Genomic DNA, 14027 nt, shown 5'->3' with positions numbered 1-14027 from the left:
CTCGCCTGGATCCCGCCGTTGGAGTTCATGGATTGACCGGCGGTGCGGTGGTCGTCACTGCGACACCCCCGTGCTCGCAGTGACGTCCACAGTGGATCTCAGCCGGAGTGCCGCGTCCGCGCCGGGCTCGGGATGCCGCGCAGCAGGAACAGCACCGCGGCGGAGCCGGCGAGGAGCACGATCGAGCCGACCTGGAAGGCCGACGTGAAGCCCGACACGGCCGCCTCCACGGCGTTCGCGCCACCGGCGACGGAGGCCGACTGCTCCCGCAGGGCGATCGGCACGAATACGGTGAGGCCCAGCGCGCCGCTGAGCTGCAGCAGTGTCGTGAGTACACCGGAGCCGAGGCCCGCGTCCATCTCGGCCACGCCGTGCATGGACGCCTGCTGCATGGCAGGGTTCGTCATGCCGAAGCCGATCGCCACGAGGACGGTCGCGGGCAGCAGGTGCGCCCAGAACGAGCCGTTGACGGGGAGTTGGGCCAGCAGCAACAACCCGGCCGCGGCGATCAGCAGGCCAAGCGACATGGCGGGGCGGGGGCCGAACCGCATGATGATCCGCATCGACCCGAAGAGACCGCCCATGAAGGCGAGGCAGAACGGCACCCACGCCAGGCCGCTTCGCAGTGGCGTGTAGCCCAGCACGTCCTGCGCGTACAGGACAACCATGAAGAACACGGCGGCCGAGACACCACCGATGATGGCGGTGACGCCGTTGGCGGTCAGCCGGATGCGGTTGCGGAAGAAGCGGAGCGGCAGCAGCGGCTCGGCGGCATTCGCCTCGACGACCAGCGCGACGGCCAGGGCGGCCAGGCCGCCCACGAGCGGTGCCCACACACCCACCGCGCTCCACGATTGGTGGACGGCGGTCAGCAGGCCGTAGATCACCGCGAAGAGGCCGCCCGTGATCAGCGCCGCACCGGCCCAGTCGATCCGCCGGTCGGCCTGGGGCATGCGGCTCTCCTCAAGGATCTTCGGCAGGGTCAGCAGCGGGACGACCGCCAGCGGGATGTTGATCAGGAAGATGAGGCGCCAGGTCAGCAGGCCGGTGAACACGCCGGACAGCAACACGCCCGCGCAGGCGCCGAGCCCGGACAGGCCCGCCCAGACACCGAACGCCTTCGCGCGCTCCTTTGGGTCGTTGAACAGCAGCGCGACGATCGCCAGGCCGGCGGGGGCGGCCAGGGCCTCCGCGACGCCTTGGATCACCCGTCCGGTGAGCAGCATGCCGGGGTTGACCGCGAGACCGGCGATGAGCGACGCGATGGCGAACGCGGCCGAACCGACGCAGAAGACCCGACGCCGGCCGATCCGGTCGGCGAGGCGGCCGCCGAGCAGGAGGAGGCCGCCCGCCGCGATCAAATAGCAGTTGACGACCCAGATCAGCCCGTCGGACGTGAAGCCGAGTTCCTTGCGAATCGTGGGCAGCGCGACGTTCACGATGGTGGCGTCCAGGTAGATGATGAACTGCACCAGGGCGAGGATCGAAAGCGCCTTCCACCGCAGTGGATTGGCCCCTGTGCTCTCCGGCACTCGGGTGTCTTCGAAGGTGGACATGATGGTCAGCTCCATCGAACGATGCGAGTGGTCGATGGCCGAAGCCAGGGCACTATTGCAGCCGCCGTCCCGAGCGCCGGTCCAACAACCCCGCGAGGAATTGACAACGAGTGGTTGTCAATCGAAGGATGTCCGGCATGGACCTCGACATGGCGCTGATCCGGGCGTTCATTGTGTGCGCCGAAGAGCTCCACTTCGGGCGGGCCGCGGAGCGGCTGTCGATGACCCAGCAGGCGTTGTCGAAGCGCATCGCCAAGCTGGAGTCCGGTCTCGGCACCACGATGTTCGACCGCTCGACCCGGAGTGTCGCGCTCACCGACGCGGGTCAGCGGTTCTTGCTGCCGGCCCGCGAGGCGCTCGCCGCGGCCGACGCCGCCGTGGCCGCCATGCAGGGGAGCCCCCGCAGCCTTCGTGTCGACGTCCTGCATGAACGCCTCGCGCCGGCGGTCCTGACCCGCAGGCTGATCGAGGAAGCCCCGGCCATCCCGGTGGAGCTCAGCTCGCGGCGCACCCTCACCCTGACCGTGCCCGCGCTGCTGCGCGGTGAGATCGACCTGACCTTCGGCCGCATCGTCGGCCGGCAGTCGCGGACGCTGAGCCACCGTCTCATCCGGTTGGAGCCGCTGATGGTCGTCGTGGACACCGAGCACCCGCTCGCCGCGCTGGACGCCGTTCGCCCCGCCGACCTCGCCGAGTTCGGCCTGTGGACGTCCACGCCGGACAGCGCGTCGGAGTGGAGCGGGTTGGTCAGCCACTTGGCGCAGAGCTTCGGCTGCGCTCTACGTTTTCCCAACGTCGACAACGTGACCGCCGAGGAGATTTTGCGGTGGTCGCGCGACCGCGGGCCGGCGTTCCTCACCGGCACCGACGTGCGGAATCCGGAAGACCCGCGCCTGCGCGTGGTGGACCTGGTCGACCCCATGCCGGTTTACCCGTGGTCGCTGGTGTGGCGGACGGCCGAACGTCACCCGCTCGTACGGCACGCCGTATCGGTGCTCACTGAGCTCAGCGCCAAGGACGGCTGGTGCGCGGCGCTCCGGCTGCCGCACTGGCCGGAGGGCCTCGCCACATAACTACCGAGGCCGAACTCCCGCCCGTTTCGCTCGACGAGCACCCGCAGCCGTACAAAGGCGACCGACCACGTCATGGGGATCACCGGAAAGCGCGGCAGGGTTCCGGAGGGCAACGATTCGATCTACAGTCTGCGGGCCAGGTGACTCGTCCGGAAGGATCATCGACGCACAGACGACACTAGAATCCCCCCCACCGGGAGCCATGCGATGGCGTACCAGCAAGGTCCCCAGGACAGCGGCACCTACAGCGCACCTTACGGCTACCAGCCCGCGCCGCCTCCACCGCCAAAGGGCAAGAGCCTCTTCTTCTGGGTCATGGTCATCGCCGTCCCCCTCCTGCTGCTCGGCGGAGGTTTCGCGGTGGTGGTCGGGGCGGCGAGCGAAGGCGCCAACGAGGCACAGAAAGCCATCTCCGATGTCACCCCACCTGCGCGGAGAGCCCATACCGTCGTGTTCGAAGCGGAGGGGTACGGCGGCGCGACCAAGGCGGGGAACGTCGCCTATAGCGTCGCGTTGCGAGTCAGGCGGGAAGCCGACGTTCCACTCCCCTACACCAAGACGATCAAGGTCGCAGACCCGGAGTCCGCGCTGTCCCTGTGGGCGCGGAACGGGAACGCCGAAGGCACGGTGACATGCCGCATCAAGGTGGACGGACGCACCGTCCGCCAGGACACCGCCAAGGGTCCGTACCGCGCGTGCCGGGTTCAGGCAAGCTCCCTGAACTAATGCCTCCCGTCGAGGCGGGCGCGCGACTCGGCGTCGAGCTTGACTTCGGCCAGCAGTTCCTCAAGTTGGGCGAGCGAGCCGCACGCCGGGGCGCGGGCGCAGATAGGAGTGGCGGAGCTGCACATGCGTGTACGGGGTCCAGCCGTGCGACGCGGCCAGCGATCTGGCGCGCTCCAGCCGCCAGGCGGCGTGGTTGCTCGCGCCGACCGACTTGACCTTGCCCGCCGTGACCAGGTCGTTGAAGGCGCCGACGGTCTCCTCCAAGGGTACGGACCGGTCCTCGATGTGGGCCCAGTACACGTCGATGTGGTCGATGCCGAGCCGCCGCAGGCTCCCCTCGGCCGCGTCGCGGATCACCGGGGCGGACAGCCCCTCGGCCACCTCTTGTCGTGATCATGCACACGTTCCTCGATTGTCCGGCTGATCTGGGACGATACGTTTCGTGATCATGCGCGGATTCCTTGGTTGCCTGGTCAACCTCGGACGATGTGCTTGGTGATCATGTGCGTGTCTCATGTTTGATCGCGATGTTCATTGGCGCAGCTCAAAGTCAGTCTGGGGAACGTGTGCATGGTCACGACATGTAAAAGTGCTGGTCAATGCCAGGACACAGGAATGTGTGCATGATCACGACAAGAACGTCGGGCTACGATGGCGATCTCCCCCTCCGAGACCAGGAAGACGATGGGCTGGCCGGGGAGGGGAGTGTCGGGGCGGACGAGCCAGAAGGCGACGTAGCCGTCGATGCCGTCCTCGCCCAAGACACGGAAGCCGTCGCCGTTGCGGTCGTCGTCGCCGGTCCAGGCGCGGATCTCGTGGCTGGTGGAGATGGACGGTGAGCCGCTTGCAACGGCTGGCGCTCTTTGACCTGGACAACACGCTCGTAGACCGAGTTTCGGGGTTTCGCCTGTGGGCGCTGGAGTTCTGTAGGACACATGGGCTCGAGCCAGCCGAGGCCGAGTGGATGGTCGAGGCTGATGGGGACGGTCTCGTGCCTAAGGAGACCTTCTTTGCCCAGGTCCGGGAGCGGTTCTCGCTGGCTGACTCCGTGGAGGAGTTGTGGGCGCGGTATCGCAGGCGCCACTCCGCCCTGATCCCGGCTTGTCGTGGCGCACTCGCCGGACTCGCCCAACTGCGGCATGCGGGCTGGAAAGTCGGCTTGGTCACAAACGGCTTCGCCGACGTGCAACTCCGCACGATCATTAGCAGCGGCGTTGCCGAGCACGTGGATGGCTGGGCGATCTCTGAGGCGGAGGGCGTCCGTAAGCCGGAGCGGCAGCTGTTCGAGATCGCAGCTGAGCGGTGTGGCATGACCTTGGCGGCCGGTGGGTGGATGGTCGGTGACAGTAGGGTGGCGGACATTGGTGGCGGACAGGCCGCAGGCCTGCGAACGGCATGGATCGACCGGGGTCGACTGTGGCCGGACGAGGTCGGCAAGCCTGACCACATCGTTGCTGACGCTGCTGAGGCGGTCGCGCTTATCCTCGCCCAGTTGCCCGCATAATGTGATCAACACGATTTGGTGGGGCTCAGGCGCTGCGGTAGGCCTGGGCCTGGAGGTTGTAGAGGTCGGCGTAGAGGCCGTCGAGGGTGATCAGCTCCTGGTGGGTGCCGTGCTCGACCACTTTGCCGTGGTCGAGCACGTAGATCCGGTCGGCGTAGCGCACGCTCGCCAGCCGATGGGTGATCAGCAGGACCGTGCGCCCGTCGGCGTGCCGCCGGATCCGGTCGAACAGCGCGTGCTCGGCCCGGGCGTCCAGGGCGGCCGTGGGTTCGTCGCAGATCAGCAGCGGGGCATCGCGATAGAACCCGCGGGCCACGGCGATCCGCTGCCACTGGCCGCCGGACAGCTCCTGACCGTCCTTGAAGCGGCGGTCGAGCAGGGTCTGATAGCCGTGCGGAAGCTCCTCGATGACCTGGTCGGCGCCGGCGACCTCGGCGGCGTGGACCACCGCGGTCTCGCCCTTCTCCATGCCCATCGTGATGTTGTGGCGAGCGGTCAGCGGCCAGCGGGTGTGGTCCTGCGCGATGACTGCGATGTTCCCCCGCAGATCGTGCGGGTCGACCTCGCTGAGGTCGGTGTCATCCCAGAGGACACGGCCGCTGTCGGGGTCGTAGAGGCCGGCGAGGATCTTCGACAGTGTCGTCTTGCCCGAGCCGTTCTCCCCGACGAGAGCCACCACCTCGCCCCGGTCGATGTGGACCGACACGCCGCGCAGGGCCGGAGTGGCGGAGGAGGGGTAGCTGAAGGTGACTTCCTCGGCCGTGAGGCGCTGGAAGCCCGATGGGGCCTTCCCCGTCCGCTGGGCTGGGATCCGGGCCTCGGCCTGCGCGACGAAGTCGAGGAAGTCCGTGAAGTACAGCCCCTGCTCGTAGAGGCGGTTGGTCGCGTACATGAAGTTCGCCAGCGAACCCTGACCCGAGCGGATGGCGAGGACCGCCGTGCCGGCGACCGCCAGCGGGACCGCGCCCACGGCCAGCAGCAGCCCCAGCGCCACGTAGACGGCGCCCTGCCCGATGCCACCGAGCGCCTCGCCCACCACGCGCGCGTACGTCTGGCGCCGGGCCAGGTCGAGCAGGACCCGCTGCTCCGACCGGGCGACGTTGTCGTACATCCGCATGAGGAAGCCTCGCATGGTGAAGGTGCGGACCTCGGCGGCGGTGTCCTTGTCCGCCAGCAACTCCGTGATGATCCACTTGCGGCGGCGGGCGGGGATGAGCAGGAGGTCGGTGGCGTAGCCCATCCGGGCCGACCGGACCGCCGCCCACGCGTCGGGGATGACGGCGAGCAGGAGCAGCGGCAGCAGCACCGGGTGCAGCACGCCCAGCACACCGGCGGCCGCCGCGATGCCGATGACCCCTGTGAGGGTGTCGATGGCGGTGTCCACGACCATGTCGGCCATGGCCATGCCGCGCAGCCGCGCCCGCTGGAGCGAGTCGTGGAACTGGGGGTCGTCGAAGCACACGAGATCGACCTGGCTGGTGAGGCTGTAGAGGCGCTCTTCGCTGATGCGGCTGATCTGGGGGCCTAAGCGGGCCTGAGCCCAGCCCGCGCCCGCCTGGAGCGTGGTCCGGATGGTCGCCGCCGCGCCGACGAGCAGCAGGCTCGGCAACGCGGCCCGGACCCGGTCCGGGGTCGGGCCCTCCTCGAACAGCGCCGTCAGCACGCCCGTGGTCGCGAGAAGCCCGAAAGCCGTGAAGAGGCCACCGAGCAGGCTGAGTGTCACGGTGGCGACCGTGTCCCTGGGACTGGCCTGCCAGGCCATGCCGAGCGCCTGGCGGATCAGGCCGGGGAGACGGCGGGCGACTGTGAGGAACCCGATCCCGGCCATCGTGTCGCCATACCGGAACCATTCGGGCGAATCGATATCCGCCAGCGTCGGCAGATCCTCCGCGGGCTTCCCGTCCCCTTCGGCGTGCTCGTCCTCTTCGGAATGCTCGTCAGCAGTGACCGCCATGCCTGCCAGTGTGACCGCCGCCACCGACATTTCCCATGCCGTCCGGGACGGCCTGCCCTACCCGCGCGGGAGCGCCGCCGTACGACCGCGACGGCCGTATGCAGAGACGTTATCCGCACATGCCTTGACGCGAAGTGGTGCGAAGTGGGTTGATTGGCCGGTGCTGACAACGTTGTCAGCTGTGGTTTCTCAGGGGCAGAAATCATCACGGATACCCCGAAGGGATTGTTGCGATGAGACGACGGTGGATGGCGGCCGTCGCGGTCTCTGTGGCAGGTCTGCTCACCCTCACCGCCTGTGGAGGCGGCGACAAGGGGGGGAGCGGAGGCGGTCAGGCCGCGCAGAAGAAGGTCGAGGTCTTCTCGTGGTGGACAGGCCCCGGTGAGGCCGACGGCCTGAAGGCGATGCGCGGGATCTTCGAGAAGCAGAACCCGAACTTCACGTTCTTCGACGCCGCCGTGGCCGGCGGCTCCGGCGACCAGGCTCGCGCCCTCCTGTCCAGCAAGCTTCAGGCCAACCAGCCCCCGGACACCTTCCAGGGCCACGCGGGCGCCGAGCTGCAGGGCTACATCAAGGCCGGCAAGCTCGAGTCGCTCAACTTCCTGTACGACGAGCTCAAGCTGAAGGAAGTCTTCCCGCAGCAGCTCATCGACCAGATCTCGGTTCAGGGCCAGGTGTACTCGGTGCCGGTGAACATTCACCGCTCGAACGTCCTCTGGTTCAACCCCGGGGTCCTCAAGACCGCCGGGATCGCCGCCGCGCCGGCGACGGTCGACGAGTTCATCGCCGACCTCGCCAAGGTGAAGAAGGCCGGGAAGATCCCGCTGTCGATCGGCTCGCAGTGGACCGTGGTCCACCTGTTCGAGAACGTGCTGCTCGGCTCGCTCGGCACCGACGCGTACAACGCGCTCTGGGCGCCGAACGCCGACTGGTCGAACGCGAACGTGACCAAGGCGCTGGAGAACTTCAAGACCGTCCTGTCCTACGCGGGCACTCCGCAGGAGGACTGGCAGCCCGCGGCCAAGCAGGTCGCCGACGGCGAGGCCGCCTTCAACATCATGGGTGACTGGGCCTACGGCTACTTCCACAACCCGCCGGACGGCGGTCTCGGCAAGCAGTCCAAGACCGACTTCGACTGGGCCGCCTCGCCGGGCACCGACGGCACCTTCATGTGGCTGTCGGACAGCTTCACGCTGCCCAAGGGCGCTCCCAACAGGAACGGCGCCGTGGCGTGGCTGAAGGTGGCCGCCAGCAAGGAGGGCCAGGACGCCTTCAACCCCCTGAAGGGCTCCATCCCCGCCCGCAAGGACGCCGACAAGTCCCTGTACAAGGACTACCTGGCCTGGAGCCTGGAGCAGTGGTCGGCCGACAAGCTGGCCGGCTCCATCCAGCACGGTGTCGTGGCTCCCGACGCCTGGAAGACCGCGCTCAGCGACGCTATCGGCCTGTTCCAGCAGGACCAGGACGTGGCCAAGCTCCAGCAGGCGCTGGTCGCCGCGGCCAAGGCCGGCGGCCAGTAAGTTGATCTCCCTGTACGGCTCACGCCTGCCCTGGGCGAACTTCGGCGGGCGTGAGCCGTACATGACTTTTGAGAGGTACAAGTGACGCGGGTGCGCAGGTGGCTGCCGGGGCTGCTACTGGTGTCGCCATCGATCGTCCTCATCGCGGTCTTCGTGTACGGCCTGCTGGGATGGAACTTCAAGGTCGCGATGACCGACCAGCACGACGAGATCTCGCCGGGACACTTCGTCGGGCTGGACAACTTCATCAGCATCTGGGACCAGGAGCGCTGGGGCATCTCGGTCCGGCACTCGATCATCTTCACCGTCGTCTTCGTCGTCGGCGCGCTCGCTCTCGGGTGGTTCCTCGCCTTCCTGATGGAGAAGGGGATCAAGGGCGAGGGCGGCTTCCGGACGGTCTACCTGTTCCCGATGGCCGTCTCGTTCATCGCCACCGGCGTGGTGTGGCGGTGGCTCATGAACAGCGGCACGGGCGAGCAGGCGGTCGGCCTGAACAGGCTGTTCCACTACCTGGGGCTGGACTTCCTCCAGTGGCACTGGTTCCGGGACCAGGACTGGGGCATGGCCGCGATGGCCATCCCGGCGATCTGGCAGATGTCCGGATATGTCATGGCGCTCTTCCTGGCCGGGTTCCGGGGGGTGTCCGAAGACCTGCGTGAGGCCGCACGAGTGGACGGCTGCAGCGAGTGGCAGGTCTACCGCTACGTAGTGCTGCCGCTACTGCGGCCGGTGACACTGTCCGCCCTGATCATCCTCGGCCACATCTCGCTGAAGGTCTTCGACCTGATCGTCGCAGTGTCCGGCAAGCAGATCATCACCGACGTGCCCGCGATCTTCATGTGGACCGCGGTTTTCGACTCCCACGACCCCGCGAAGGGCGCCACGATCGCCTCCTACATCGTGCTGTCCGTGGCCGTCTTCGTCGTGCCCTACCTCATCTGGAACGCCCGCAGGGGGAACCGCTCATGACCGCGGACGTCATCGAGAAGACCCGTCCCGTCGCTCCGGTCACGCACGTCCGGCAGCGGGCGGCCGTCGCCCGGTGGGTGCGGCTCGCGCTGCTGATCCTGTTCGTCGTGGTGTTCCTCATCCCGATCTACGTGCTGCTCGTGACCAGCTTCAAGCCGCTGAGCGAGGCCGACCCGGGGCAGGCGTGGAACCTCCCACAGGTCTGGACGACCGAGGCGTGGAGCATCGCGTGGGAGAAGTTGGAACCCGGCATCGTCAACAGCTTCCTGCTGGCGATCCCCGGGTCGCTGATCTCGGCCGTGCTCGGCTCGATGAACGGCTACGTCCTGGCCAAGTGGCGCTTCCCCGGCGCCGACGTGGTGTTCACGCTGTTCCTGTTCGGCATGTTCATTCCGTACCAGGGCGTGATGATCCCGCTCGTGCAGCTCATGGTGAACCTGGGCGTCTACGGCGGCATCCCGGGCCTGACGCTCGCGCACGTCGTGTACGGCATCCCGATCTGCACGCTGATCTTCCGGAACTACTACGTCACGATTCCCGATTCGCTCATCGAGGCGTCCCGGGTCGACGGCGCCGGGATGCTGCGCACGTTCTGGTCGGTCGTGCTGCCCGTCTCCGCCCCGGCCTTCGCCGTGGTGATCATCTGGCAGTTCACGTCGATGTGGAACGACTTCCTGTTCGCGGTCTTCCTCACCGCCCCGACGTCGTGGCCCACCACGGTCATGCTCAACAACATCGCGGGCGCCCAGACCGTGCCGTACAGCCAGCAGATGGCCGCGGCCATCCTCGCGTCCATCCCCACGATGATCGTCTACGTGCTGCTCGGCCGGTTCTTCATGCGCGGCCTCATGGCCGGCGCGCTGAAGGGCTGACCAGGGCTGCCGGGTCAGGCCTCGATGAGCTCGATCTCCTGCTCGCCGGTCTCCGAGTCGATCGCGACGTCGAGGCTGCCCTGGTCGAGGTCGTAGTGGCCGGCGCATTCCTGGCACAGCGAGCCGGGCAGGTCCTCGAACGCCGCCTCGATGGCGTCTTCCCTGGTCTCGGCCTCGACCTCGACAGTGGTGGTCACGGTGCCCGCGAAGCGAATGCGGTACTTTGCCATGCGCTTATTCCGATTCTTCAGCTCATCCGATGAATTTGCGGAGCATAGCACTCGCGGCCGGGCCGTTCGGCGGGGGCCGTGGAGCCCGGTTGTGCGTTCACGCTGCGGTGGCCTGGGGAGGGGCGACGACCTCAGCTCGCGCCTTTGCCGCCCTGGCGGGGCGGGACCTCGCCCGAGCCGCGCGCGATGATCCGGGTGGGCAGCTCCACCCGCCGGGACGGCCCGACGTCTCCGGACATCCGGCGGAAGAGGAGCTCGGCGGCGGTACGGCCGAGCCCCGACGGGTCCTGCGCCACGACCGTGATCCCCAGCACGTCGGCCAGCTCGAAGTCGTCGAACCCGACGACGGCCATTCCCACGAGGTCCGTGAGGCGGCCGCCGTGCCGTACCGGCTTGGAGGGGAGCGCGCTGAGGGCGCGGAGGATCGCCACGGTGGTCCGGCCGTTGCCGGTGAGCAGCGCGGTCGGGGGGTCGGGTGCGGCCAGGAGCCGCTCCAGGCCGGCCTGCACCCGCGCCTGTTCCGGCGGCCCCATCGCGACCAGACCCTCGTCGTACGGCAGGGCGGCCGCGGCCAGAGCTTGGCGGTAGCCGTACAGCCGCTCGGTGGCCGTGAAGATCGCGGGGGAGTCGGCGAAGAAGGCGATGCGGCGGTGGCCATGGGAGATGAGGTGCCGGATGCCCGCCTGAGCGCCTCCGGCGTTGTCGCAGAGCACCGTGTCCGCGTCACAGCCCGTGCCCGGCGGACGATCGGCGAAGACGGCCGCGATGCCGGCGTCGAACTCGGGGGAGAGGTATCCGTGGTCCGTGCCCGCGGGCACGATGATCAGGCCGTCGACGCGGCGGGCGCAGAAGGCGAGGACGAGCTCGCGCTCCCTCGCGGGGTCCTCTCCGGAGGATCCCGTGAAGACGAGGTAGCCCTGGCGGAGCGCCAGATCCTCAACCGCCCTGCTCAGCCCCGAGTAGAAAGGGTCGGCCACGTCCTCGATCACCAGGCCGATGCTGGCGGTGCGACCGCTGCGGAGCGTCCTCGCGCTGTCGTTGCGCCGATACCCGAGCCGGTCGATGGCGGCCTGGACCCGCTCGGCCGTGGCGATGTTGACCCCCGGCTCGTTGTTGACCACACGGGAGACGGTCTTGAGCGCCACTCCGGCGGCGGCCGCGACGTCGTTCATGGTCGGACGGCCGCGTCTCGTGTCTCCCACTAGTGGATCATCTCCCATTCGGCGGCTGTGACAACGTTGTCACCCACCCCCCACCTTAGGGCTGATCTTGCGGTGATCATGCGCAGATTCCTGGAAATCCCCCGGACCGCGCCAACCCCTGTGTGTGATCATGCACACCTTCCCGCCGGATGCTCCTGAGCTGGGCCAGCGGTAGCCGTGATCATGCACGCCTTCCCGGCCGATGCGCCTGAGCTGGGCCAGTGGTCGCCGTGATCATGCACTCTTGAGGCCGGATCGGCGGCTTTGCTATTGGGTCCAGAGCGGCGAGGGCCGTGCGTGCATGGCCCCGTGCATGATCACGCTGCGCCTTGGGGCAGGTGAGAGGCGGGTTTCGGGAATCCTTGCATGATCACGCTGGGAGTCGGAGCAGGTAAGGAGGGGAGTCCAGGAAGGTGTGCATGATCACGCCGGTAGGGTTTGGGGGATGATGAGGGCGATTGTGGTCGATCGTGGTCGAGTGTTGCTCTTAGCCGGTTTCGTCCTGGCGGCTCTGAACCTCCGGCCCGCGCTCGCGGGGGTCTCTCCCGTGCTGAACCAAATCATGGGCGATCTCGGCCTCAGCCCGGCGGCGGGCGGCGCGATCACCACGGTCATGGTGGTGTGCCTCGGCCTGCTGGGCCCGCTGGCGCCCGCTCTGGCGGGCCGGCTCGGCCTTGACCGCACGCTCCTCATCGGCCTGCTCATACTCGCGGCCGGCGTCACCGTGAGGAGCGCCGGCGGCCTCATCGCCCTGTACGGCGGGGCCGCGCTCGCCGGCACGGCCATCGCCATCATGAACGTGGCCATGCCCGGGATCGTGAAGCAGCACTTTCCCTCCCATATCGGGATCTTCACCGGGGTCTACGTCTCCTGCCTGGTGGCGGGGGCCGCCGCGGCGTCGGCGGCGATGGTGCCGCTCTCCGGCCAGGTGGGCTGGCGGACCGCCACCGGATCGGTGGCCGCTTTCGCCCTGGTGGCGGCCGTGCTCTGGGCGCCCCAGGCGGTCCGCTCACGGAAGGGAGGCGGCGGGGACCCGGGCCACCGGCCCTACCGCGCCTTGCTCCGGAGCAGGACGACGTGGTTCGTGACGGCGTTCATGGGTTTTCAGTCGCTCACCTTCTACATCGTGCTCGCCTGGCTGCCGACGATTTTCCAGAATGCGGGGCTTCCCGCCGATCAGGCCGGATATCTCCTGAGCCTCACCAACCTTTCCCAGATCGCGGCGACTCTCAGCGTGCCCGTGCACGCCGGCAGAGCAAGATCCCAGGTGCCCCATGTGGCGGCGGCTGCCGTCCTGACCATCGCCGGATATGCCGGAATCCTGCTCGCGCCGACGACGCTTCCGTGGCTCTGGATGGTCGTTCTGGGCATCGGGCAGGGCGCCTCTATCGCGCTCGCGCTCCTGATCATCGCGCTGCGGGCGCCGGACCCCGCCTCGGTCACCGCGCTGTCGGCCGTCGCGCAGTCGACCGGTTACGTCCTCGCCGCGCTCGGGCCGTTCGCCATCGGCCTGCTCCACCAGGTGTCCGGCGGCTGGAGCCTGCCGTTGCTGGCCGGGATCGGCGCGTGCGTCGTCCAGCTCGGGTTCGGCGTGCTCGCGGCCCGCCCCACCGCGAGGGCCCAGTGACGGCCCGCGACCGCTCCGTGGCGGCTGTGCGACGGCCCCATGACGACCCTTGATGACCCTGTGACGGCCTACCCTGGGGGCGTGCCGCTGCTCGATCCTCTCGCCGCGACGCTGGAGAGCCTCGCGGCCGAACGCGGCGGTGCCCTCGGCGTCCTTCCCCGGCTCGTGACCGAGGACTCGTCGGAGTGGACCCGCGCCCCCGAGCTGGTGCGCGAGCCGTACGGCACGCTGCTGTCCCTGGTGGACGAGACGGCGGCCCGGTGGGGCGCGCCGCGCCATGTGGCCGCCGCGCTGCTGTGGAAGACCTACAGCTACTGGCACACGCTGCCGATGGCCCTCGGCTGGGCGCTCGGGCGTCGGGTGCCGCTGATGCGCTTCGCGGACACCGTGGTGAGATCGTCGGACGCGGGCGTGACGATCGCGGCGCTGAAGATCACCGTGGCCGTGCTCCCGCACGATCCGCTGGCGGGCGCCCCCGGCACGAAGGTGGTCGACCATCTCGGAACCGCCATCGGAGACGCCCTGCTCGACGGCCAGGAGCCGCTGATCACGGCCCTCGGCAGGCTCACAAAGGTGGGCGCCCGCACGCTGTGGGGCTCCACCGCCGAGGCGTTCGTCCACCCACTGCTGAGATCCGGCACGTACGGCCAGGCGGCGGCGCTGCTGAAGGAGATCGGCGAGCCAGTGGACGGTCTGGTGGTTCCCCACGAGACGGGCTACCGCCGCCGCACCTGCTGCCTCTGGATCACCCTTCCCGACGCCGACCCCTGCTCCACCTGCTGCGTCGTCTGATC

At 68.6% G+C, this 14027-nt stretch carries 14 protein-coding genes; 9 read left to right on the top strand and 5 right to left on the bottom strand.

Features of this window, described 5'->3' with window-relative positions; all coding sequences use genetic code 11:
* Positions 1 to 98: 98 nt before the first annotated feature.
* On the bottom strand, positions 99 to 1571 hold the full coding sequence (locus N5079_RS25220; protein ID WP_261586537.1) for an MFS transporter: 1473 nt from the start codon (positions 1569 to 1571) through the stop codon (positions 99 to 101).
* Between the two features lie 122 nt (positions 1572 to 1693).
* Here N5079_RS25220 and N5079_RS25215 point away from each other — a divergent pair, with 122 nt between their 5' ends.
* On the top strand, positions 1694 to 2629 hold the full coding sequence (locus N5079_RS25215) for a LysR family transcriptional regulator (protein WP_261586536.1): 936 nt from the start codon (positions 1694 to 1696) through the stop codon (positions 2627 to 2629).
* A gap of 207 nt (positions 2630 to 2836) precedes the next feature.
* On the top strand, positions 2837 to 3355 hold the full coding sequence (locus N5079_RS25210) for an MmpS family transport accessory protein (protein WP_261586535.1): 519 nt from the start codon (positions 2837 to 2839) through the stop codon (positions 3353 to 3355).
* A 60-nt stretch (positions 3356 to 3415) separates the two neighbouring features.
* Here N5079_RS25210 and N5079_RS25205 read toward each other — a convergent pair whose 3' ends face one another.
* Positions 3416 to 3736 carry an aldo/keto reductase gene (locus tag N5079_RS25205; protein WP_261586533.1) on the bottom strand — a complete coding sequence of 107 codons (321 nt, stop codon included), beginning with the start codon at positions 3734 to 3736 and terminating at the stop codon, positions 3416 to 3418.
* Between the two features lie 242 nt (positions 3737 to 3978).
* Here N5079_RS25205 and N5079_RS25200 point away from each other — a divergent pair, with 242 nt between their 5' ends.
* Together N5079_RS25200 and N5079_RS25195 are read left to right on the top strand one after the other, a co-directional pair.
* Positions 3979 to 4194 (top strand): hypothetical protein, encoded by a 216-nt coding sequence (locus N5079_RS25200; RefSeq protein ID WP_261586532.1) that lies wholly within the window; start codon positions 3979 to 3981, stop codon positions 4192 to 4194.
* Positions 4191 to 4859: an HAD family hydrolase gene (locus N5079_RS25195; protein ID WP_261586530.1), complete on the top strand. Its 669-nt coding sequence runs from the start codon at positions 4191 to 4193 to the stop codon at positions 4857 to 4859. Before N5079_RS25200 ends, N5079_RS25195 begins: the two co-directional genes overlap by 4 nt.
* A gap of 25 nt (positions 4860 to 4884) precedes the next feature.
* Here the strand turns inward: N5079_RS25195 and N5079_RS35615 are convergent, their stop codons facing one another.
* Positions 4885 to 5751 carry an ABC transporter ATP-binding protein gene (locus tag N5079_RS35615; protein ID WP_410007828.1) on the bottom strand — a complete coding sequence of 289 codons (867 nt, stop codon included), beginning with the start codon at positions 5749 to 5751 and terminating at the stop codon, positions 4885 to 4887.
* Between the two features lie 1295 nt (positions 5752 to 7046).
* Between N5079_RS35615 and N5079_RS25185 the strand changes: the two genes are divergently transcribed.
* From N5079_RS25185 to N5079_RS25175, 3 genes are all read left to right on the top strand, one after another.
* Positions 7047 to 8333 (top strand): ABC transporter substrate-binding protein, encoded by a 1287-nt coding sequence (locus N5079_RS25185; protein WP_261586528.1) that lies wholly within the window; start codon positions 7047 to 7049, stop codon positions 8331 to 8333.
* A 90-nt stretch (positions 8334 to 8423) separates the two neighbouring features.
* Complete coding sequence (locus N5079_RS25180) at positions 8424 to 9302, top strand: sugar ABC transporter permease (RefSeq protein ID WP_315967883.1); 879 nt, start codon at positions 8424 to 8426, stop codon at positions 9300 to 9302.
* Positions 9299 to 10174: a carbohydrate ABC transporter permease gene (locus tag N5079_RS25175; protein ID WP_261586525.1), complete on the top strand. Its 876-nt coding sequence runs from the start codon at positions 9299 to 9301 to the stop codon at positions 10172 to 10174. Before N5079_RS25180 ends, N5079_RS25175 begins: the two co-directional genes overlap by 4 nt.
* Positions 10175 to 10188: 14 nt before the next feature.
* Here N5079_RS25175 and N5079_RS25170 read toward each other — a convergent pair whose 3' ends face one another.
* Together N5079_RS25170 and N5079_RS25165 are read right to left on the bottom strand one after the other, a co-directional pair.
* Positions 10189 to 10404, bottom strand: coding sequence for a hypothetical protein (locus N5079_RS25170; RefSeq protein ID WP_261586524.1), 216 nt, complete (start codon positions 10402 to 10404; stop codon positions 10189 to 10191).
* A 131-nt stretch (positions 10405 to 10535) separates the two neighbouring features.
* Complete coding sequence (locus N5079_RS25165) at positions 10536 to 11576, bottom strand: LacI family DNA-binding transcriptional regulator (protein ID WP_261586523.1); 1041 nt, start codon at positions 11574 to 11576, stop codon at positions 10536 to 10538.
* Positions 11577 to 12084: 508 nt separating this feature from the next.
* Here N5079_RS25165 and N5079_RS25160 point away from each other — a divergent pair.
* Together N5079_RS25160 and N5079_RS25155 are read left to right on the top strand one after the other, a co-directional pair.
* The gene (locus N5079_RS25160; RefSeq protein WP_261586522.1) at positions 12085 to 13233 is read left to right on the top strand and encodes a CynX/NimT family MFS transporter; all 1149 of its coding nucleotides are present in this window, start codon (positions 12085 to 12087) and stop codon (positions 13231 to 13233) included.
* An 81-nt stretch (positions 13234 to 13314) separates the two neighbouring features.
* Positions 13315 to 14025 carry a (2Fe-2S)-binding protein gene (locus tag N5079_RS25155; RefSeq protein WP_261586520.1) on the top strand — a complete coding sequence of 237 codons (711 nt, stop codon included), beginning with the start codon at positions 13315 to 13317 and terminating at the stop codon, positions 14023 to 14025.
* The last annotated feature ends 2 nt before the right edge of the window (positions 14026 to 14027 follow it).

Source organism: Planotetraspora sp. A-T 1434, from assembly GCF_025420585.1.
Classification (GTDB): Bacteria; Actinomycetota; Actinomycetes; order Streptosporangiales; family Streptosporangiaceae; genus JAOEGB01.
The sequence above is the reverse complement of the archived record's forward strand: the minus strand, read 5'-3'. Positions and strand labels throughout refer to the sequence as shown.